We start from the raw sequence: 20,648 nt of genomic DNA, 5'->3' as shown, positions 1-20,648 counted from the left end.
GGAAGATCTTGGCTCTACCGAAAGTGAGCCAGCACTACTGATCATTGGTGCTCCAGGGTTGTCGATCGTCCGACGGCACGCTGAAGCCGGCGCCGGAACTGGAGGCGGGCTCGTCAGCCGGCAGAGGTCTATTCTGACGACGAGGCGTAACCGAATCCGCCAGCCGCGGTCGTAGGAAGTCGGCCCCACCCGTGTCGGACCTTTGACCTGCGGTTTCAGGATGCGAAGGGTTCCGTCACAGCGGTAGCGTGCAGGCGTAACAGCTTGGAGGTCAACGATGCCCACCCCGCATCAAGACAGCGAGGCACTGATTCCCCGCCCGCCACTTACCACCGCCGCCCTCAGGGCAGCAGTCGCCCAGATTGCTCCCGCATATCTCAACCAGTTCGTCGACCACCTCGACCAGGCGACAGAGCAGGCGGCGCGCCAGAGCACCGTGGCACCTCTGCAGAACTTCATACAGCAGTGGGGCGAGTTCGTGGCGATACACCGTCGTCCCGCCCTAGCGGCCCGCCTCCGAGCGTTGGAGACGGAAGTCGCCGCCGCGACCGACAGAACCAAACTGGACACAGCCCTGGCCGAGATCAACGAGATCACAACGTCCGCACGCCAAGAGGCAGTTGGTGACTGACGCCTGGACCTGGGAGTACAACCCCGACGCCGAGCATGTCATTGCCGGGTTCCCCCCGACCGTCATCCTCGAGGTCGAGCGGCTTGCCGACCAACTCGCAATCCTCGGAAGGGATGCGGTCCATGCCGGTAGAGGCCCGTTGCACGGTGGAGGCCTTCGGACACTCGATCTGTACGGCGGCCGCGGCTTCCTCAACTTCATTGTCGCGGAGCATCTGCGCCTTGTGCTGATCGTTCGCGTTACCTGGATGGATTGACGCGACCTCGCGCGCACCACAGCGGGCCCTGGTCCTGCGCGCCACCGAACGCGACGAGCAGGCCGACTCAGCGGGCAACGCTCAGGCACGCCCCCCGACGGAACCGCCCGTCACCGGAGCGGGAAGACCTCGCCGAGGCCACGGCCTCCATGTCCGTGATCGCACAATCCCAGGGTCACGAACGCCTGCCAGCAAGGGTGTTAGCAAAAGGCCCTCCTGCCGGTTCCACCACATCGGCATCGGACGAACCCACGCCCGAACCCACGTCATCCTGCTCGTCGACGATCTCCACGTCCGCGTGGTCAACGCCACCACGGGAGAGCTCCTCCGCGAGCTGACCATTGACCCCACCCGCGACTACCAACCCCAGTACACAAAGAAACCCCCGAACCCGTAGGTTCGAGGGTTTCCGATGTCTTGCGACATCACAGAGCGGAGAGCGTGGGATTCGAACCCACGAGACCGGTCACCCGGCCTAGCGGTTTTCAAGACCGCCGCCATCGTCCACTAGGCGAGCTCTCCCCGGCGCCCCCTGCTGGAACGCCACGCAGCAGCCTAGTCTCTCACTCCCCCGCGCGTGACCGCGACCGTGAAAGAGATCATCCGCGCCCGCTCACAGGTGGTCCGGGATCTCCGAGAACCTGGGCGCGGCCAGCGCGTGCGGCCCGGCGAAGCCGTCGCCCACGGAGGCCGCCAGGCGGAGGTAGGCGTCCCTCGTGGCCTGCTGGAGACGGTCCAGGTCGATCTCCGCGCCCTCCTCCAGATGGGCGTCGTACGGCACCCGCACCACGGTGCGGCAGCGGGCGGCGAAGTGGGCCTCCAGCTTGTCGAGATCCACCGTGGACTTCGACCGCGGCCGTACGCTGCAGAGCACCACGGTGGCGGCCCGGACGAGGTCGCCGTAGTGGTGCGCCTCCAGCCAGTCCAGCGTGGCCGAGGCCGCCCGGGCACCGTCCACGGACGGCGAGCTGACCAGCACGATCTGGTCGGCCATGCCGAGCACCCCCGACATGGCGGAGTGCAGGAGACCTGTGCCGCAGTCGGTGATGCAGATGGAGTAGAAGTTCTCCAGCACGTTCGCCACCGCGTGGTAGTCCTTGGCGCTGAACGCCTCCGACACCGACGGGTCGCGGTCGGACGCCAGGATCTCCAGCCGCGAGGGTGTCTGCGAGGTGAAGGCCCGGATGTCCACATAGCGCTTGATCTGCGCGCGCTCGTTCAGCAGGTCGCGGACGGTGGCCGCGGTCTCCAGCTCGACCTTGTCGGAGAGCGTTCCGCGGTCGGGGTTGGCGTCGACCGCGATGACACGGTCGCCGCGCACCTGCGCGAGCGTGGCGCCGAGCCCGACGGTCGTCGTGGTCTTGCCCACCCCGCCCTTGAGGCTGAGCACGGCGACCCGGTGGTGACCGGTGGCGACGGGTGTGCGGGCACGCTGCACGAGCTCACGACGCCGCCGCACCTCCGGGGCCTCACCCGGCTTGATCAGCCCGGCGGACGCCTTGTAGACCAGCCGCCGCCAGCCCGTCGCGGGAGCGTTCCGCCGCCCCCGCAGCAGCGTGACCGGGTCGAGGCTGTCGGCGGTCGGCTTCGAGCCTGCCGACTTCCCCGTCGTACGCGCGGGCGAGCTGAAGGCGGAGACGGGAGCCGGCCGGCGCGGGGCCTGGTACGCCTCCCGCTCCGCCACCGCGTCCCGTTCCACGGCCGGCGTCTCGACGGGCGCGGGGCTCGGCGCCGAGGCGCGCTCGGGCGTGGGCTGAGGCGCCGGCGACGCTGCGGGCTGCGGCGAAGGCGCCGGTGCAGGCGCGGACATCGGTGCAGGCGGGGGCGGAGGTGCCGGCGCCGCGACCGGACCCGGCTCGTACGGCTTTCGCTCCTCGGCGGCCAAGTCCTCCCGCAGCGAGCCGGTGAAGCGGTCGTCGGCGAAGTCGGGCACGGCCTCAGCCCTGGGGGTGGCGAACGGAGACGGGATCTCCGTTGGCGCGGGCGGCTCCTCCGGCTCATCGGAGAGGTCGGGTTCCTGCTGGGCGGCCGGCACCGGCACGGCCGGCTCCAGCCAGCCCCGCAGCGGCTCCTTGGCGGACGACGCCCCGGATGCCTGGGAGACGGACTCGCTGCCGGAGAACGCGCCGATGTTCTTGTAGGCGTCGGTGTCCGCCGGGGAGCCGTGGAAGGCACCACTCAACAGAGGGGTGGTGAAGGACGAGGCACCGCCCGGCTGGGAGTGGCCGTCATCCTCCGTCTGCGCCCGGTCGTCGCCCGGCGTCTCCGCCGTCGCGTTCGAGGTCTCCTCCGAGGACTTCGATTGCGAGCCCGAAGAAGCGTCGGAAGACCCCGGGGAGGACGGCTCCGCAGAACGGTCCGATACCTGCTCGGAGTCCGACGCCGCCCCGAAACCAGCCGTCCCAAGATCGAACGACGGGGCCTTCACCGGTCCCGTCGAGGTGGCGGACTCCTCGGCCCTCGTTTCCGGCGGCGTGCCGAACGCGGTGCCCGCGGTGGACGACTCGGCCGGGGCGTTCTCACGCGTGTCCGCGGGCGAGGACGCAGACGAGGACGCGGGCCTGGTCACGAAGGCCGTCGTGTCACTCAAGTTCGTCGTCTCGCCGAAACCCGTGTCGCCATAACCCGTGTCGCCGAAGCCCGGGTCGCGCACGGCCGCGTCACCGAACTTCGTGTCACCGAAGCGCGCAGTGTCGCCAAAACCCGGGTCGCCGAAGCCCGCGTCACCGAAGCCCGCGTCACCGAAGCCTGGGTCGCGGAAGTTCGTCTCCCCGCCATACCCCGCCCCAAATTCGGACTTTTTGCCGCTTTCATACCCAAAACGGTCCGAATAGTCGGGGTCGAAGAGGGGGTCGCGGACGGGACCGGTGGACGACGACTCGGACGTCTGCACGTCCTCCTGCCCCGGAGCGCCATAAGCGGAGCCGGTAGCACTGTCGGCCGCGCCGCGGAGCAGGCCGCCGGAGGCGGGCTCGGCCGGTACGAGGCTCCAGGGGTCGGCCGGGTACGGCGAGGCGGGCTCGGGGTCGGCGGCCGGTGGCGGCGGTGGAGAGGCGAGCGTGGCCGAGGTGACCGCGCTGACCGCTATCTCCACCTCGTCGGGCATTTCCTTGATCGCGTCAAGCCATGCCAGCTGGTCTTCGAGAGAATGGGGATCCTCACGATCATGTCTCGCCACCGTGTACCCCCTCGGGCTGGGCTAATGGGGTAGCAAACACATTGCAGATTAGCGCCCCGTAATACGGTGAATGCGGGCAACCGCCGAGTTCTCCGCCACGCTACTTTAGGTCACATGCGTGCGATCGTGATTTCCGAACCCGGCGGACCCGAGGTTTTGGCCTGGCAGGAAGTGCCCGACCCGCGTCCCGGCCCAGGTGAGGTGCTCATCGAGGTCGCCGCCTCGGCTGTCAACCGCGCGGATCTGCTCCAGCGGCTCGGCTTCTACCCACCGCCGCCCGGAGCCTCCGAGATCCCCGGACTCGAGTGCTCCGGCACGATCATCGAGGTCGGCGAGAACGTCCCGCATCTCGCGCCCGGCGACCGCGTCTGCGCCCTGCTGGCGGGCGGCGGGTACGCCGAGCGGGTGGCGGTGCCCTGGCAGCAGGTGATGCCGGTGCCGGAGGGCGTCGCGCTGGACGAGGCCGCCGCTCTTCCCGAGGTCGCCTGCACGGTCTGGTCGAACGTCTTCATGACCGCCCGCCTGCGGAAGGGCGAGACCCTGCTCGTCCACGGCGGCGCGAGCGGCATCGGCACGATGGCCATCCAGCTCGCCAAGGCGTACGGCTCCCGCGTGCTCGTGACGGCCGGCTCCGCGGACAAGCTCGCGCGCTGCCGCGAGCTCGGCGCGGACGAGGGCGTCAACTATCGCGAGGAGGACTTCGCCGAGCGGTTCAAGGGCCAGGCCGACGTCATCCTCGACATCATCGGCGCGAAGTATCTGCCCGGGAACCTGCGCGCCCTCGCCACCGGCGGCCGCCTGGTCGTCATCGGCCTGCAGGGCGGCGCGAAGGGCGAGCTCGACCTCGGCACGCTGCTCGCCAAGCGGGCCTCGATCCACGCGACCGGGCTGCGCAACCGTCCGGTGGACGAAAAGGGCGCGATCTGCCGGGGCGTGGTGGACAACGTGTGGCCGCTCGTCGCCGCCGGTGCCGTACGGCCCGTGGTGCACGCGCGGATCCCTCTCGACCAGGCGGCCCGCGCCCATCGGATGCTCGAAGAGGGTGAACACATCGGAAAGCTGCTGCTGGTCAGGTGAGTTAAGTTGATGGGGTGAGCACGGTGTGCCCCGGCGAATCAGGAGTTGTAAACGATCGATGAACGCAGACGAGAGCACGCCGCAGATCGTGGTCGTGGGGCCACAGGGCCTTTCGGTCTCCGGCGGCAACGGTAAGGGCGAGCACGAGGAGCGGTCCGTCGCCGACCTGGTGGAGCAGCCCGCCAAGGTGATGCGGATCGGCAGCATGATCCGCCAGCTGTTGGAGGAGGTGCGCGCCGCTCCCCTCGACGACGCCAGCCGCAAGCGGCTCAAGGACATCCACCAGAGCTCGATCAAGGAGCTCGAGGAGGGCCTGGCCCCCGAGCTGGTGGAGGAGCTGGAACGGCTGTCCCTGCCGTTCAGCGACGAGAACGAGACCCCGCCGAGCGACGCGGAGCTGAGGGTCGCGCACGCCCAGCTCGTCGGCTGGCTTGAGGGCCTGTTCCACGGCATCCAGACCACGCTGTTCGCCCAGCAGATGGCCGCTCGCGCGCAGCTGGAGCAGATGCGCCGCGCGCTCCCCGGCGGCATGACCCAGGGCGGGCAGGACGACCAGGGCCACCGCGCGGGCGGCCCCTACCTGTAAACCCCCGGCACGAGCCTCCGGCACGGACCCCCTTACGGCCCCCCGGCGCCGGGAGGCCCAGAACGGCTCATAACGGCCTATAACGGCTCTGAACGACTCAGAACAGGGTCTCCAGCACGACCGCCACACCGTCGTCGTTGTTGGCCGCCGTCACGTGATCGACGGCGGCCAGCACGTCGCGGTGGGCGTTCGCCACGGCGTACGACGTGCCGGCCCAGGTCAGCATCGGCAGGTCGTTCGGCATGTCCCCGAAGGCGACCACCTCGGCGGGCTTGATCCCCATCTCCTCGGCCAGCGTGGCCAGCGCCGTGGCCTTCGTCACACCGTGCGCGCTCATCTCGATCAGCGCACGCCCGCTGGAGTGGGTCGGGGTCACGAGGTCGCCGACGATCTCCAGCACCCCCTCGTGCAACTCGTCGGGGTCCATCGAGGGGTGCTGCGCGAGTAGTTTGGCGCACGGCCGGGACGTCAGCGCCGCGACGGCCACGATCTGCCTGTAGGACAGCTCCCGGGCGTCCCAGCGCCCCAGCACGTAGGCGGCCTCGTGCGCGAAGCCCCCCTCGTACTCGACGGAGAACCTGAGGCCGGGCACCTGCCGCCGCAGCCGGGCGACGCACTCTTCGAGCACGTCGGTGGCGATCAGGCGCGACTCGACGATCTCCTCGGTATGGAGGTCGTACACGAGCGCGCCGTTCGCGCAGATCGCCAGCCCGCGGTGCCGTACGGCTCCCGCGACGCTGTGCATCCACCGGGGCGGCCGGCCGGTCACGAAGACGAGAGCGCCGCCGGCCTCTTCCACCCGGGCGAAGGCGGCGGCGGTACGCGGAGAGATCGTGCCGTCGGTGCGCAGGGCGGTGCCGTCGAGGTCCGTGGCGACGAGGCGGGGGCAGGTCATGACAGGTTCCAGTGTGCACCGGAACATGCCGTGCCACGCCCTCTGCCACACCTGGGGCGAGAAATCTCGCCCGGACGTGGAACACCAACGGGCTACATAGTGTTAGATGTGAAGGCGTTGTATTAGCTGTTCCCGTAGCGAAAACCAGTTTGACTGTATGAGCCACCCGGGGAGCTGTGCGACACACCCGGGGTCCACGAGGTGTGGTCCCCAAGATTCACTTCCTTAGGGAGAGCAGTAATGGCTCAGGGAACCGTCAAGTGGTTCAACGCTGAGAAGGGCTTCGGCTTCATCGCACCGGACGGCGGCGAGCCCGACGTGTTCGTGCACTTCTCCGCGATCACGGGCAGCGGCTACCGCAACCTCGAAGACGGCCAGCGGGTCGAGTTCGAGGTCATCGCGGGTCCGAAGGGTCCGCAGGCGTCGAACGTCCGGGGCATCTGACCTGACTTGATGAAGGCGGGGTTCGCGCTGGCGAGCCCCGCCTTTCGCATGCCCGGGGTCTCCGGCCATAAGCACGCGAGCAGACTCCCGCAGACCGGCGTGCATGAAAGTTTCATGCCGGAGCCCTTCTCGGCCCTCGGATCTCGTCCGAACTGAGAGATTTACATCACATCTGACGATCCGCCCGTCAAAGGTTGCAGATTGCACTAATGCCGGACAATGGTCCGCTGCCCGGTCACCGCGGGAACCCTGCCGCAGAACGTCGTCATGAGACACGAAGACCTCCGTACGTGACACGTACGGAGGCCTTCGATCGATGGGTCTAGCGGGACAGCGGCTCCAGAACGTCGAGCCCGACGTAGGGCCGCAGCGCCTTGGGCACGATCACCGAGCCGTCGGCCTGCTGGTGGTTCTCCAGGATCGCCACGATCCAGCGGGTGGTCGCCAGCGTGCCGTTGAGGGTGGCCACGTGCTGCGGCCTGCCCTCCTCGTCGCGGTAGCGCACCTTCAGCCGGCGGGCCTGATAGTCGGTGCAGTTGGAGGTCGAGGTCAGCTCGCGGTAGCGGCCCTGCGTGGGCACCCAGCCCTCGCAGTCGTACTTGCGCGCCGCCGACGAGCCGAGGTCGCCGCCCGCCACGTCGATCACGCGGTAGGGGATCTCGACCTTCTCCAGCATCTCCTTCTCCCAGGCGAGGAGCCGCAGGTGCTCCTCGTGCGCCTCCTCCGGACGGCAGTAGGAGAACATCTCCACCTTGTCGAACTGGTGGACGCGGATGATGCCCCGGGTGTCCTTGCCGTACGACCCGGCCTCGCGCCGGAAGCAGGACGACCACCCGGCGTACCGCATCGGCAGTGCCGCCCGGTCGAGGATCTCGTCCGAGTGGTAGGCCGCCAGCGGCACCTCGCTGGTGCCGACGAGGTAGAGGTCGTCGGCCTCCAGCCGGTAGACCTCGCTCGCGTGGGCGCCGAGGAAGCCGGTGCCGGCCATCGCCTCGGGCTTGACCAGCACGGGCGTGATCATCGGCGTGAAGCCGGCCTCGACGGCCTGCTGGATCGCCATGTTGAGCAGCCCGAGCTGCAGCCGCGCGCCGACGCCCTTGAGGAAGAAGAACCGGGCGCCGGACACCTTCGCCCCGCGCTCGGTGTCGATCGCGCCGAGCAGTTCGCCCAGCTCGACGTGGTCGCGGGGCTCGAAGTCGAAGACCGGCTTCTCGCCGACCTCCTCAAGCACGACGTAGTCGTCCTCGCCGCCGGAGGGCGCGCCCTCTTCGACGATGTTGGGGACGGTCATGAGCAGCTCGTCGAGCTCGCTCGCCAGCGCGGCGGCCTCGGTCTCGGCCGCCTTCACCTGCGCGGCCAGTTCCTTCGCACGGTCGAGCAGCGCCTGGCGCTCGTCCCCGGACGCGCGGGACACCGACTTGCCGATGCTCTTCTGCTCGGCGCGCAGCGACTCGAAGGTGTTGAGCGCGGAACGGCGGCGCTCGTCGAGCGACAGCAGGGTCTCCACGACCGAGTCGTCCTCGCCGCGGACGCGCTGCGACGCCCGGAGCCGGTCAGGGTCCTCACGAAGGGTACGCAGGTCAATCACGGCTCAAAGGCTACCGGAGCCGGTGCGGCTCCCGCCCGTCAAGCGAGCCCGGCGCGGATCTTTCCGAGCCATTCCGCGGCCTCGGCGAAGTCGGCGTCCCCCGTACCCGCCTTGACCTGCGTCACAACCCGGTCGGCCCGCGGATAACTGCCGAGGAAACGCAGATCGTCGCAGAGCCGGTGGAGACCGGAGACGGCCTCCCCGACCCGGGCGTCGGCGATGTGACCCTCGAAGTCGAAGTGGAAGAAGTAGCGGCCGATGCCGTCGCCGGTGGGGCGCGACTCGATGCGGGTCAGGTTGACCCCGCGCACCGCGAACTCGCTCAGCATCTCCAGCAGCGCGCCCGGGTGGTCGTCGCGCAGGAAGGCCACGAGCGAGGTGCGGTCGGCGCCGGTGGGCGCGGGCAGACGGCCGGGGCGGTTCACCTTGATGAACCGGGTGACGGTGTCGGAGCGGTCGCCGATGTTCGAGGCGATAGCGTCGAGCCCGTAGTATTCCCCGGCGATCGCCGGGCTGATCGCCGCGTCGTACGGAGACTCGGGAGAGGCGACCTCCTGCGCGGCGGCGGCCGTCGACGAGGCCGCGATCACCACGGCGCCGGGCATCTCGCGCTCGATGAACCCACGGCACTGGGTGTGCGCCGCCGGGTGGGTGATGACCCGCTTGATCTGGGCCAGCTCGGTGCCGGGCCGCACCAGCAGGGAGAACTCGACCGGAAGCAGCCACTCGCCGGTGATGTGGAGCGGCCTCCCCCCGGCCAGCTCGTCGAGGGTCTGCGTGATCGCCCCCTCCACCGAGTTCTCAAGAGGGACCACCGCGCCGTCGGCCTCGCCGTCGCGGGCGGCGTCGAGCGCGGCTCCCACGTTGGCGCAGGGCAGGCGCTCGGCATCCGGCTCCAGGAGTCGCAGGGCCGCCTCACAGAAGGTGCCCTGAGGCCCCAGGTACGCGAGCTTCGACATGTCCTCAAGGGTATCCACAGGTAGGCGTGACAGAGATGCGAAGACACCCCTGCGGTTACAGGCTTTCGCCCATGAACCCGCCGTCCCGCCTGCTCAGGGGGCAAGCACCGGGGTCTCCGGCTGCTCAGCGAGGCAAGCACTGGAGTCCCCGGCCGCTCAGCGGGGAAGGCGTTGCGCTCGACCCCCGGCCCGGCCGCTCAGCGGGGAAGGCGTTGCGCTCGACCCCCGGCCCGGCCGCTCAGCGGGGAAGGCGTTGCGGCTCGACCTCCGGCCCGATGCCGAGCCTGGCGGCCCGCACGGCGTGCTCCTCCTCCGGTGACAGCGGCTGCAGTCCCTTCCCCCCGCGTACGGCACGGGCGTACGTGCGGGTCTCGGTGCGTCCGTTGATCGACGTCAGCACGACGCCGTCGCCGAAGCCGTTGATGAGCGCGAGCGAGAACGACAGCCTGCCGGTCATCTCGTCGAGCGCGTCATAGCGATAGAGCGCCACGTCGCGGATGGCCCTGCTGTCCACGGGCCCGTCGGCGGCCCGCCGGTCGAGGGCGTCCAGGCACACCCCCACGGAACGGCGGGCGGCGCGCAGCGCGATCAGGCCGACGGCCACGCCGGTCACCCCCGCCAGCGCAGCCACTATCTCCACAACGGTAACCAGCACGGCACCGAGCGTAATGTTTTGGTCAACTCGCCGCAGTGGGAACGGCGACAGCCGCCCGTCGCCGGGGCAGCCAGGAGCCGAGGAGCCAGACCAGGCCGATCGCGCCGAGCCCGAAGGCGTTCTGCACGATCTTGCCCACGACCGGGCTGAACACGGGGATCTCCAGTGCCTTCAAGGTCACCCCCCACCACGGGATGGGCAGCACGTAGTAGAGCCACACGCCCGCCGCGACCAGCAGCCTGACCCGGTCGCGCCCCGACCCGGCGAGGGCCGCGAGCACGACCACGACCCAGGCGATGTGGTGGATCCAGGCCACCGGCGAGAGCAGCACCGCCATGAGCCCGGTGAGCGCCACCGCGGTCGTCACGTCGCCGTCCAGGTGTGCCCGGCGGGCGCGGCGGAAGCCGTACCAGCCGATCACGGCGACGGCGGCGAGCCAGAGCACCGTGGTCAGCCAGCCGGGCAGGTAGAGCCGCAGCAGCATGCCGCGCAGCGACTGGTTGGTCGTGGCGGCGTTGGCGCCCAGCCGCTCGGAGTCGAGCAGCGCCCCGAACCAGAAGTCCCGGGCGTCGTCGAACATCACCAGGAACGGCAGCAGCGTGAGCAGGGCCGCCGTGAACACCGCCATGAACAGGGCCTGCCGCTGCGCTGTGCTTCCGTGGCGCTGCCTTGTGTCCCCCTCCCGGGCGGGGAAGGCGGTGATGGCCAGGTAGACGAGGAACACCCCGGGGGTGAGCTTCACCGCCGTGGCGAGGCCGATCAGCATGCCGCGCGGCCACCACGGCCTGCGCGCCACACAGTCGAGCAGGCACAACGCCAGGAGGAACAGGTCCACCTGGCCGAACCTGAACTGGTCCCTGATCGGCATGAGATAGGTGCACGCGACGCACAGCGCGGCGAACAGCAGCGGCGCGGCCAGGGGTCCGCGCAGGAAGGCTCGCCGTACGCCGTCCGAGGAGGCGTCGCGTACGCCGTCCAGGAAGGCGCGGAAGGCGTGCCGGACCGTCACGGCGAGCACGGCGACGAGGGCGGCCGTCCACACCCACTGCGCGACCGGCCACGACATCATGGCGAGCGGCACCGCAAGCATCGCGGCCACCGGCGGATAGGTGAACGGCAGCAGCTGAGGAGCCGGCGTGATCACGTCGTAGACGGGCAGGCCCTGCAGCAGTGCCCAGCCGCCCGTACGGTAGACGTCCAGGTCCACCAGACGCTGGTCCTCGGGATTGGTCAGCCAGTAGGCGATGAGCGGCGACGCCGCGGCGGCCGGCGCCACCAGGGCGAGCGCCCACGCCCAGGCGGGCCGCCGGGCCCCGGCTATCCGGCCAGTCGTCATGACCAGGCAGGCTACCGTGGACCGTGTCCGCACCATTATCGATCATGAGGGAGCGCGGAACAGTGCGTGGCAGGCCCGCGAGGCTCCTCGCGTCGATCCTGGTGCTCGTCGTGGCGGCCCTCGTCCTGCCCGTCGCCCCCGCGTCGGCCGTACGGCAGGCCGCCCCGGTGACGGGCCGGGTCGTGGTGATCGGGGTGCCCGGCCTCCGCTGGGACGACCTCGACCCGCGGCTGACTCCCGCGCTGTGGGGGCTGACCGCCCGCGGCTCCAGCGCGTCGCTGTCCACGAGGGCGGTCCCTCCCGAGGGGCTGCCGGTCACCTGCCCGGCCGCCGGCTGGCTGACGGTCTCCGCGGGCCAGCGGGCGGGAGTTCCCGGCCCCGGCTGCGGGCCCGTTCCCGAGCCCGTCGCGGCCGCCGGCGGCGCGGCGACGATCCCGAACTGGTCGGAGCTGGTCGCCGTGCAGCAGGCCGGACCCTTCAAGGCCCGGCTCGGGCTCCTCGCCGACACCGTGACCGCCGGCGGGGGCAAGATCGCGGCCATCGGCCCGGGGGCCGCCCTGGCCGCCGCCGACCGTTCCGGCAGGGTCGCGACGTACGCCGCGTCTCCCGCCGCGCTGCCCGACCTCACGCCGTACGCCCTCGTGGTCGCCGAGGCGGGGGAGATGGCCAAGGCCAGGGCCGACGACCCGCGAGGCCAGGCCCGGCGGGCGGCCGTGAGCGCGGCCGACAGGACCGTCGCCGAGGTGCTCGCCAGGGTGCCCGCCGGTTCGACCGTGCTCGTGGCGGGGCTGTCCGACTCGCCCGGCCTCGGCGAAGGGGCCGTCGCCCACCTGCACGTCGCGATCGCCTCCGGCGGGCCGTACGGGCACGGGTCGCTGACCGCCGCCTCGACCCGGCAGCGGGCGCTGGTCACGATCACTGACGTCACGACGACCGTCACCCACCAGCTCGGCCTCCCCACGCCCGAGGGCGCGGTCGGCAGGGCGTGGTCCGGGGACGGCGGTGCGCCCTCGGTGACCGAGCTGGCCGACGCCGACCTGGCGAGCCAGGTGCTCAGGGAGGTCAGGGAGCCCTTCTTCATCACGCTGGTCGCCGCACAACTGCTCTTCTACGGCCTGGCCGCGCTCGTGATCAGGCGCTATCGGCGGATGCCGACGACCACGCGGGTCGTCGCGACGGTCAGCGGCGCGCTCCCGGTGTCGATCTTCCTGGCGCAGCTCGTGCCGTGGTGGGGCTTCGCCCACCCGATGCCCGCCCTGCTCGGCACGATCCTCGGCTTCGCCGTCCTGGTGGCCGGGTTCGCGTACGCCGGGCCGTGGCGCCGCCACGTGCTGGGGCCGCCCGCCGTGGTCGCCGGGATCAGCTCGCTCGCGCTCCTCGCCGACGTCGTGACGGGCTCGCGGCTGCAGGTGAACGCGGTGGCCGGCTACGAGCCGGTGACCGGCGGCAGGTTCTACGGCTTCGGCAACATGGCCTTCGCCGTCTATTCGACCGGCACGATCCTGCTCCTGGCGGCCGTCGCCTGGGCGCTGCGCCGCCGGCCGAGGCTCGCCGTGGTGGTCTGCGTGGCGTACGGCCTGCTCGCGATCGCCGGGGACGGCTGGCCGACGTGGGGCGCGGACTTCGGCGGGGTGCCGTCGTTCGTCCTCGGCGTGGCGGTGTGCGTGCTGATGGTCACCGGCAGGCGGGTGTCGGTCGTCCGGCTCGGGCTGATCGCCGTGGCGGGGGTCGCGCTCATCGCGCTGATCGCTGTGGCCGACTGGCTGCGCCCCGCCGACCGGCGCACCCACCTCGGGGCGTTCGTCCAGCAGATCATCAGCGGCGAGGGCGGCTCGGTCGTCGGGCGCAAGCTCGGGGCGATGCTCCACACACTGGGCAATCTCCCGCTGACGCTGCTCTCGCTGGTCGCGGTGGCGTTCCTGTTCCTCGTGCTGGCCCGGCCGTCCCGGTGGGGCGCGCCCGCGCTGAGCCTGGCCTACGAGCGGGCGCCGCAGTTGCGGGCCGGGCTGTTCGGCGCGCTGACCGCGGCGTTCGCCGGGTTCCTGATCAACGACTCGGGGATCGCGATCCCGGCGATGGCCCTGACGGTCGCGGTGCCGCTGGCGCTGGCGGCGTCCGTACACGCGCTGCAGACCGCGCCGCCCACCACAGCAGCGCGATCGTCAGCGCCAGCAGGAGCGACGGCGCCACCCAGCCCCTGACCACGTCGACGAGCCACCCAAGGTCGCCCGGCTGATCCGCCTGGCGCGCGGGCAGGTAGGCCAGCGAGAGCACGGCGAGCCGGGCGACCAGGAACGCCTCCAGGCCCGGCCAGGCGACCAGGGCCAGCAGCGCGAAGCCCAGCCCGTCATACCAGGGCAGCGCGTACGGCGTGGCGAACAGCCAGGCCACGGCGACGGCCAGGGCCACCACCGGTCCCTCGCGGCCGGCGGCGGGGCGGCCACGCAGGAGGAAGAAGGCCAGCGCGGCCAGCAGGAGCAGCGACCCGGCCTGGATCCACGCCCGGTAGGCCCCCGGCCCGAACACTCCCTGGAGCGCCCTTTGGACCAGCTTCCACGGCGTGGCGAGCGAGACCGACTTGCTGGCGTTCAGCAACTGGTCGAGCGAGTGCGGCCCGGCCAGCAGGTAGGCCACGAGCACGGTCAGCGCCGCCAGCCCGGCGACCAGGGCGAGCCGCCGGGGGCTGCGGCGCAGCTCCCACGCCGTGCCCAGCGCGACCACGCCCACGGTCGCCTTGACCGCGATGCCCAGCCCGAGCAGCACGCCCCGGCGGGCGACCAGCCCCGCCAGGACGAACGCGATCGCCACGGTGTCGAGGTGCATGCCGGCCACCAGCTCGTAGACGAGCAGCGGGTTGACCGTCCACAGCAGGGCCGCGCGGCGCTGCCGTACGGGGTCGCCCGCGGTGGCGCGGTGGAGGATCAGGCCGACGGCGACGAACGCGGCGGCGTTGACCAGGGCCATCACGAAGACCGTCAGCCGGACCGAGTCGCCCCCGACGTGGCTCGCCAGCGCTTGTACGGCCGTCGCGACCGGGCCGTACAGGCTGGGGGTGTTCCGCCACTCCTCGACCCTGCCGATGACCGGATCGGCGGGCAGGTCGGCGGGCACGGTCGCGTACGGGTCGTCACCGAGGGCCGCCATCCGGCCGTACGCCGCGTAGTTGAGGTGGTCGGCCGACCCGGAGGGCGGCAGGAACGCGAGGACCGCGGCGGCGGCGCACCCGGCGACGACAAGCGTGCGCGCCCGGGGCATCCGGCCGGGGTACGCGAGGCCGAGGGCCAGGCCGGCCGTGCCGAGGAGGAGCGCGGCGGCGGCCAGCGCGATGACGAGATGACCGCCGGGTGCGAGATCGAGCGAGTAGGGGGGCTGCCACGACGGTCCGGGGAGGTAGGGGACCATCGCCGACGGCCCGAGGACGCCGATCGTGATCGTGAGGACGATCGACAAACCGCCGGCGGCCGGGGCCAGCCGGGCGGCGATCCGTGCGCGCCCCCGCGAATCCACCCGAGAATTCCACCACACCGGCCCGGCGACGCGTGCGGGCTCACCTCGCGGCCGCCGGGCCGCGGCAGGGCGCAACAGCAGGGGCCTGGCAGCAGGGGCCTGGCAGCAAGGGCTCAGCAGCAGGGGCCCGGCAGCAGGGGCTCAGCGGCAGGGGTTCAGCGGCGCGGCGAGCGGAGGGCGGTGCGCGCCTGGTCCAGGGCGGGCTCGCGGGCGGCGAGGGCCAGGCCGACGTCGCGGAGCTGCTTGGCCCTGTGCAACTGGGAGCGCCAGTCGGTGCCGGTCGCGCGGTGCGACATCTCGACCTCGGCCTCGACCACCCGGAAGCCCTTCCTGAGCAGGTCGACGGTCATGCCGGTCTCGACGCCGAAGCCGTGGGCGAGTGGCCGGGCCGCCTCGAAGGCCGCCCGGGTGAGACACCGCTGCCCGTTGAGCGGCTGGGTGGCCTCCCAGCCGGTGAGCCTCTTGATCCCGTCGCGGGCCACCCGTACGACGATGCCGTGCCCGCCGAGCTTCACCCTGGTCGCGAACTTCGCGATGGTCATGTCGGCCTCACCGGAGCGCACCGGCTCGATGAGAGGGAGGGCCGCCGCCGCCGTCTCGCCCAGGTCGGCGTCGAGGAACAGCAGGTGCCGGGGATGGTCCTCGTCCAGGAGGCGTACGGCCTCGGCGCCGCTCTCCATCGCCGCCGCCTTGCCCCGGTTGCGGCTGTGCCGTACGACCCGGGCGCCCGCCGCCCTGGCCACCCGGCCGGTCTCGTCGGACGAGCCGTCGTCGACCACGACCACGAGATCCACGCCGGGCAGCTTCAGGGCGGCGGTCACGGTGGCGCCGATCCGATCGGCCTCGTCCTTCGCCGGGATCACCACCGCGGTGTCCGGCTCGGGCACTGCCATCTCCCCCATGCGCCTAGCCCTGATGCTCGGCCGTGAGCAGGTCGGCGGGCACCGTGTCGTGCACGGTGAACACCGAGTCCAGGCCCGTGACCTGGAGGATCTTGCGTACCGCCGGTCTCGGCGCCGCCACCTCCAGCGTGCCGCCCCGCTCGCGCAGCCGCTTGAGCGCCGACAGCAGCACGTTCATGCCCGTGGAGTCGCAGAACTCGACTCCGGACATGTCGATGACCACCCGGTCGGGCCCGGTCTCCAGCAGGCGGGTGAACTCCGCCTGCAGACGGGGCGCGGTATATAGGTCGATTTCGCCGAAGACGGCCATGACGGCCTGACCGGCGTGGGATTGCGTCGCGACTTTGAGCTCCACGAGGCGCACACTAGCGTCGTCCCGGCCCCGGGTCACGCTCCATCGGATTCATCGAAGAGTCGTCCGCCCTTTGTCCCCGATTCCGGCCCCATGTAAACGCGGAGTGCGCGAAGCTTGACGCTATGCGACACCGGCGTCGCCGGATGGAGGGCCCGGAACCTCCGCGTCTTGGTCGTCACTTCGCAAAGGAGGGCGGGCGCCGAGCACAGCGGGCCCGAGATCAGATGAACAGTGAGATTCCCGAGGATCCACAGCGGCGCGTGCTGCGCGAGCATCTGGAGACCATCCAAGTGCGCACGGAGAAGGCCTCGTCGTGGCGCGACGCGGCCGAGCCGCTGCGCGGCCTGGTCAACCGCGAGGGGTACGTCCCGGTCAGCGCCCGGCTGGCCGCGGAGGACCTCGATTTCCTCGCCGACGCGCGCGAGGAGCTGCTGAGCTTCTCCGAGCTCGGCCTCCGGCTGCTCGATCTGCACCAGCCCAGGGACGCGGGCGGCATCTCCAGCGACCCGGCCAATCCGATCCTGCGGTGCCGGAGCTGCATGTGGCGCTGGCCGTGCCCCACGTTCCGGGCCATGGCGGAGGCGTTCGCCCCGCGCCAGCGGGAGGCCGCGCCCGACGTCCCCTCCTGGCGCGGCCAGCTGGAGCACCAGACCGAGGTGTGACCTGGACGGCCGGGCCCCGCGCCGCACCAAGCCACACGAAGCCACACGAAGCCGGACGGCGCCGGACCAAGCCGCACCGCACCGCACCGCACCAAGCCGGACCGCACCAAGCCGGACCGCGCCGCGCCGTGACGGGGCAGGCGCGGCCGAACTCCAGCACGCCGCCGGCGCGCGGCAGGCCGTCAGGCCGTCAGGCCAGGGGCAGCGTGATCGTGAACACGCAGCCGGGCCCCTCGTTGACCACGCCGATCTCGCCGTCGTGGGCCTCCACGATGCCGCGCGCGATCGCGAGGCCGAGCCCGGCGCCGCCGTCGGGCCCGGGCGTCCGCGCCGCCTCGCCCCGGAACGCCACGTCGAAGACCCGGGGAAGGTCGGCCTCCGGGATGCCTCCGCAGCCGTCCAGAACGGACAGGCGGGCGGTCGTCCCCTCCGCGACCGCCCGCACGTCGACCGTTCCCCCCGCGGGCGTGTGCCGGATGGCGTTCACCACCAGGTTGCGTACGGCCCGGCCGAGCTGCCCCGCGTCCGCGTGCACCGGGACGCGCGGGTCGGCCTCGCCGGTCAGGTGCACGCCCTCGGCGCGGGCCAGCGGTTCGACGGCGGCGAGGGTGTCCGCGACCAGGTCGCCGAGCCCTGTGCGGGTGAGCCTGGGCCGCAACGTGCCCGCGTGGATGCGCGACAGCTCGAACAGGTCCTCCACCATCCCGGCGAGCCGGTCGACCTCCACCCTTATCTGGACGTGGTAGCGCTTGACGGTCTCGGGGTCGTCGGCCACCCCGTCCTCCAGGGCCTCCACCATCGCCCGCATGCCCGCGAGGGGAGTACGCAGGTCGTGACTCACCCACGCGACCAGCTCGCGCCGCGCGCTCTCCAGCGCCCGCTCGCGCTCGTGCCCCAGCCGCAGCCGCTCGTACGCCTGCTCAAGAGCGGTGCTGATCTTCTGCAGCTCGGCGGGGAGCGGCGCGGGCGGCGGGGTGAACCGGCCGGAGGGCGGCACGCTCTCCAGCGCGCCGACGAGGCTCCTGCTGGCGCGCACCACGGTGCGGGCGTTCACCAGCGCGACGCCGAGGCCCACCAGGCCGCCGATGGCGACGACGCTGAGCACGATGTTCTTCGGCCCCCCGTCGATGATCATGGCGAGGGTGATGGCGACCACCCCGGCCAGCGTCGCGGCGACCGTCACGGCCGCGACGACCGCGAGCATCACGCCGATGGACCGGCGGCGCAGCACCCGCAGCAGCGCCAGGCCGAGGGCCGCGATGACGAGGCCGAGCCCGGCGGCGACCGCGACGATCTGAACGATCATGGCAGGGGCTCGTAGCGGTAGCCGACGCCCCAGACCGTGACGATCCTGCGCGGGTCGGTGGGGTCGTCCTCGATCTTCTCTCGCAGCCTGCGCACGTGGACCGTCACTGTGGAGGAGTCGCCGAACGACCAGCCCCAGACCTGATCGAGCAGGGCCGTACGGCTGAACGCCTGACGCGGGTTGCGCAGCAGGTAGACGAGCAGGTCGAACTCCCGGGCGGTCAGCGTGATCTCCTTTCCGCCCAGGCGCACCTCGTGGGCGCCGACGTCCACCACGAGGTCGCCGTCGCGCAGCACGCCGGTGCCCGTGGGCACCAGCGCGCCGCGGGCCCGCCGCAGCACGGACTGCACCCGCAGCGCCAGCTCGCGCGGACTGAACGGCTTCGCCACGTAGTCGTCGGCGCCGGTCTCCAGGCCGACCACCCGGTCCATCTCCTCCCCGAGGGCGGTCAGCATGATCACCGGGACGGGCCACCGCTCCCGCAGCTTGCGGCAGACCTGCAGGCCGTCGAGCTTGGGCAGCATCAGGTCGAGCACCATCAGGTCGGGCGGGTCGGCCAGGGCCCGCCGCAGCGCCTCGGCCCCGTCGCCCACACACTCGACCTCGTGCCCGTCCCGCTCCAGATAACGGGCCACCACCTCGGCGACGGTGGGGTCGTCGTCCACCACGAGGACACGGGCGGGATTCTGGGGAGTCTTCGGGGCAGGCACGCCATCAACGGTACGTCCGCCGGGCCACCCGGCCGAGCCACGTCACCGTCTCGTAAGAACCGGCCGGCCGTCTCGCCACCGCCGGCCGACGCCTCGTGAAAACCGGCCGCGCGACCAGTCGCGCCGTTCGCCGCCGAACCCCGCCGAAGCTCCGGCCGAACCCTGGCCGAACGCGATGATTCACGTGAAACCTTACGGATCATGAGGGATGCGAACCGATTCTGGATCAAGCTCGCGGTTGTCGGTGGCACCGCGTACCTTGAAGCCATGGCCCGTACCGTACTGACCGTACTGGGGATCCTCCTGGCCCTGTGGCTGGTGTTCGGATTCGTGATCCCCGCGCTGTTCGCGACGCTGAAGTTCCTGCTCATCATCGGGATCGTCGCCCTTGTCGCCGTCGTCGTGGTCACCGTCGTCGGGAAGCTGTCCCGCTGACGTGAACGCTCTCCAGGCCGTCATCGGATCGCTCGTCTGGCTGCTGGCCGGGTCGGCCGCCGGGTCTTCGGGCCCCGGCGCGCTGACCGCGGTCGGCCTGGCCGGCGTGGCCGTTCTGGTGTTCGCCTGGATGCTCTCCCGGCTGACCGGCGTCCCCGTTCTGTCTCAGGGGCCGGGCAGGCCGTCGTACAACGGTGAGACGGCGATGGTCAGGCTGCGCGATCCCGGCGCGCCTGGCCGTCCCCGTCCCCGCGCACCATCAGGAAGCCCGGCGCTCGCCTGACCGGCCTGTCTCCGGTCACGAGCGCTTTCGTCATGCCCTCATCCATCGGCAGAAGGCCACAGACGAAAGGCTTCCCATGTTCGACTTCGTACTCGACCCCGCCTACCGGCTCATCGAGGCGCTCAGCCATGTCACCGGCGGCGGGCTCGCGATCGTCCTCGTCACCCTCGCCGTACGGCTGTCGCTGCTGCCGCTGAGCATCCGCGTCGCCCGTGCCCAGCGGATCAGGATGCGGCTCGCTCCTCAGGTGGACAAGCTCCGCACGCGATGGAAGAACGACCCGCAGCGGCTCCTGCGTGAGGTGAACGCGGTGTACGCCAAGGAGGGCGTCGGCCAGTTCAGCGGTTATCTTCCGGGGTTCGCGCAGTCGCCGTTCTTCATGCTGACCTACCGGCTGTTCACGGCCGCCGTGATCGCGGGACACCCGAACCTGCTGCTGGCGCAGAGCGTGCTCGGCGTGCCGCTGGGGGAGCACCTCGCGGCCGCGGTCGCCGGGGCGGGCCTGGTCAGCCCGCCGGTCGCGGTGTTCGCCGGGCTGCTCGCGCTGCTCGTGGTCGTGGCCGTGATCGCCGCCCGCAGGGTCGAGCCCACGGCCCCGATGCGGCGTCTCCAGCTCCTCGCGCCGTTCTGGACCGTGGCCGTGGCGGCCTTCCTCCCGCTCGCGGCGGGCGTCTACCTGCTCGTGAGCAGCGCCTGGACGACGGCCGAGCGGGCCATGCTCTATCCGCGCACGGCATGACGCCGGGAACACGGCGAGACGCCGGGGGAGCTGGGATGCTCACGGCATGACCCGCGACCATGTGATCACGCCCTGGGCGGGCCGGGGACGCCGGCGGGGACGACCTGCGGACGCTCCTCGCCGCCTACCACCTGCGGACCGAGG

General features: G+C 71.6%; 20 protein-coding genes and 1 tRNA gene. 9 read left to right on the top strand and 12 right to left on the bottom strand.

Features of this window, described 5'->3' with window-relative positions; translation table 11 throughout:
* The first annotated feature begins 277 nt into the window (after positions 1-277).
* Positions 278-631: a hypothetical protein gene (locus tag FLX08_RS13510; RefSeq protein WP_142619171.1), complete on the top strand. Its 354-nt coding sequence runs from the start codon at positions 278-280 to the stop codon at positions 629-631.
* On the top strand, positions 624-887 hold the full coding sequence (locus tag FLX08_RS13505) for a hypothetical protein (RefSeq protein ID WP_142619170.1): 264 nt from the start codon (positions 624-626) through the stop codon (positions 885-887). Before FLX08_RS13510 ends, FLX08_RS13505 begins: the two co-directional genes overlap by 8 nt.
* Before the next feature lie 433 nt (positions 888-1,320).
* Here the strand turns inward: FLX08_RS13505 and FLX08_RS13495 are convergent.
* Positions 1,321-1,409, bottom strand: a tRNA-Ser gene (locus FLX08_RS13495).
* Between the two features lie 91 nt (positions 1,410-1,500).
* On the bottom strand, positions 1,501-3,993 hold the full coding sequence (locus FLX08_RS43380) for a MinD/ParA family ATP-binding protein (RefSeq protein WP_142619169.1): 2,493 nt from the start codon (positions 3,991-3,993) through the stop codon (positions 1,501-1,503).
* Positions 3,994-4,179: 186 nt separating this feature from the next.
* Here FLX08_RS43380 and FLX08_RS13485 point away from each other — a divergent pair, with 186 nt between their 5' ends.
* Positions 4,180-5,142, top strand: coding sequence for an NAD(P)H-quinone oxidoreductase (locus FLX08_RS13485; RefSeq protein WP_142619168.1), 963 nt, complete (start codon positions 4,180-4,182; stop codon positions 5,140-5,142).
* A gap of 58 nt (positions 5,143-5,200) precedes the next feature.
* Positions 5,201-5,728: a bacterial proteasome activator family protein gene (locus tag FLX08_RS13480; RefSeq protein ID WP_142619167.1), complete on the top strand. Its 528-nt coding sequence runs from the start codon at positions 5,201-5,203 to the stop codon at positions 5,726-5,728.
* 97 nt (positions 5,729-5,825) lie between these two features.
* Here the strand turns inward: FLX08_RS13480 and FLX08_RS13475 are convergent, their stop codons facing one another.
* Positions 5,826-6,623: an HAD family hydrolase gene (locus tag FLX08_RS13475; protein ID WP_142619166.1), complete on the bottom strand. Its 798-nt coding sequence runs from the start codon at positions 6,621-6,623 to the stop codon at positions 5,826-5,828.
* A 240-nt stretch (positions 6,624-6,863) separates the two neighbouring features.
* Between FLX08_RS13475 and FLX08_RS13470 the strand changes: the two genes are divergently transcribed.
* Positions 6,864-7,067, top strand: coding sequence for a cold-shock protein (locus FLX08_RS13470; RefSeq protein WP_030511000.1), 204 nt, complete (start codon positions 6,864-6,866; stop codon positions 7,065-7,067).
* 322 nt (positions 7,068-7,389) lie between these two features.
* Here FLX08_RS13470 and serS read toward each other — a convergent pair whose 3' ends face one another.
* The 7 genes from serS to FLX08_RS13435 all read right to left on the bottom strand — a co-directional run bounded on the left by serS (position 7,390) and on the right by FLX08_RS13435 (position 16,369).
* Positions 7,390-8,655, bottom strand: coding sequence for a serine--tRNA ligase (gene serS, locus FLX08_RS13465; RefSeq protein WP_142619165.1), 1,266 nt, complete (start codon positions 8,653-8,655; stop codon positions 7,390-7,392).
* Positions 8,656-8,693: 38 nt separating this feature from the next.
* Positions 8,694-9,614, bottom strand: coding sequence for a prephenate dehydratase (pheA, locus tag FLX08_RS13460; protein WP_142619164.1), 921 nt, complete (start codon positions 9,612-9,614; stop codon positions 8,694-8,696).
* 238 nt (positions 9,615-9,852) lie between these two features.
* Positions 9,853-10,269, bottom strand: coding sequence for a DUF4446 family protein (locus FLX08_RS13455; RefSeq protein ID WP_142619163.1), 417 nt, complete (start codon positions 10,267-10,269; stop codon positions 9,853-9,855).
* 22 nt (positions 10,270-10,291) lie between these two features.
* The gene (locus FLX08_RS13450; protein ID WP_142619162.1) at positions 10,292-11,605 is read right to left on the bottom strand and encodes a glycosyltransferase 87 family protein; all 1,314 of its coding nucleotides are present in this window, start codon (positions 11,603-11,605) and stop codon (positions 10,292-10,294) included.
* Positions 11,606-13,651: 2,046 nt separating this feature from the next.
* The gene (mptB, locus tag FLX08_RS13445) at positions 13,652-15,112 is read right to left on the bottom strand and encodes a polyprenol phosphomannose-dependent alpha 1,6 mannosyltransferase MptB (protein ID WP_244312614.1); all 1,461 of its coding nucleotides are present in this window, start codon (positions 15,110-15,112) and stop codon (positions 13,652-13,654) included.
* A 155-nt stretch (positions 15,113-15,267) separates the two neighbouring features.
* Complete coding sequence (locus FLX08_RS13440; RefSeq protein ID WP_142619161.1) at positions 15,268-16,014, bottom strand: glycosyltransferase; 747 nt, start codon at positions 16,012-16,014, stop codon at positions 15,268-15,270.
* 4 nt (positions 16,015-16,018) lie between these two features.
* Complete coding sequence (locus FLX08_RS13435; RefSeq protein ID WP_030511009.1) at positions 16,019-16,369, bottom strand: STAS domain-containing protein; 351 nt, start codon at positions 16,367-16,369, stop codon at positions 16,019-16,021.
* Positions 16,370-16,593: 224 nt separating this feature from the next.
* On the opposite strand from FLX08_RS13435, the gene FLX08_RS13430 reads away from it, so the two are divergent.
* Complete coding sequence (locus tag FLX08_RS13430; protein WP_244312613.1) at positions 16,594-17,031, top strand: hypothetical protein; 438 nt, start codon at positions 16,594-16,596, stop codon at positions 17,029-17,031.
* A 190-nt stretch (positions 17,032-17,221) separates the two neighbouring features.
* Here the strand turns inward: FLX08_RS13430 and FLX08_RS13425 are convergent, their stop codons facing one another.
* A complete protein-coding gene (locus FLX08_RS13425) occupies positions 17,222-18,337 on the bottom strand; it encodes a sensor histidine kinase (protein WP_142619160.1) in 1,116 nt (371 codons plus the stop codon).
* Positions 18,334-19,047 (bottom strand): response regulator transcription factor, encoded by a 714-nt coding sequence (locus FLX08_RS13420; RefSeq protein WP_142619159.1) that lies wholly within the window; start codon positions 19,045-19,047, stop codon positions 18,334-18,336. The genes FLX08_RS13425 and FLX08_RS13420 overlap by 4 nt, the downstream gene beginning before the upstream one ends.
* Positions 19,048-19,314: 267 nt before the next feature.
* Here FLX08_RS13420 and FLX08_RS40570 point away from each other — a divergent pair, with 267 nt between their 5' ends.
* The 3 genes from FLX08_RS40570 to FLX08_RS13410 all read left to right on the top strand — a co-directional run bounded on the left by FLX08_RS40570 (position 19,315) and on the right by FLX08_RS13410 (position 20,504).
* Positions 19,315-19,482, top strand: a complete 168-nt coding sequence (locus FLX08_RS40570; RefSeq protein WP_167530395.1) for a hypothetical protein — start codon at positions 19,315-19,317, stop codon at positions 19,480-19,482.
* Between the two features lies 1 nt (position 19,483).
* Positions 19,484-19,765, top strand: a complete 282-nt coding sequence (locus FLX08_RS13415) for a DUF6412 domain-containing protein (RefSeq protein WP_208761424.1) — start codon at positions 19,484-19,486, stop codon at positions 19,763-19,765.
* A 76-nt stretch (positions 19,766-19,841) separates the two neighbouring features.
* Positions 19,842-20,504 carry a YidC/Oxa1 family membrane protein insertase gene (locus FLX08_RS13410; RefSeq protein WP_142619158.1) on the top strand — a complete coding sequence of 221 codons (663 nt, stop codon included), beginning with the start codon at positions 19,842-19,844 and terminating at the stop codon, positions 20,502-20,504.
* Positions 20,505-20,648 lie beyond the last annotated feature (144 nt).

Source organism: Microbispora hainanensis (genome assembly GCF_006874475.1).
GTDB lineage: Bacteria > Actinomycetota > Actinomycetes > Streptosporangiales > Streptosporangiaceae > Microbispora > Microbispora hainanensis.
The sequence above is the reverse complement of the archived record's forward strand: the minus strand, read 5'-3'. Positions and strand labels throughout refer to the sequence as shown.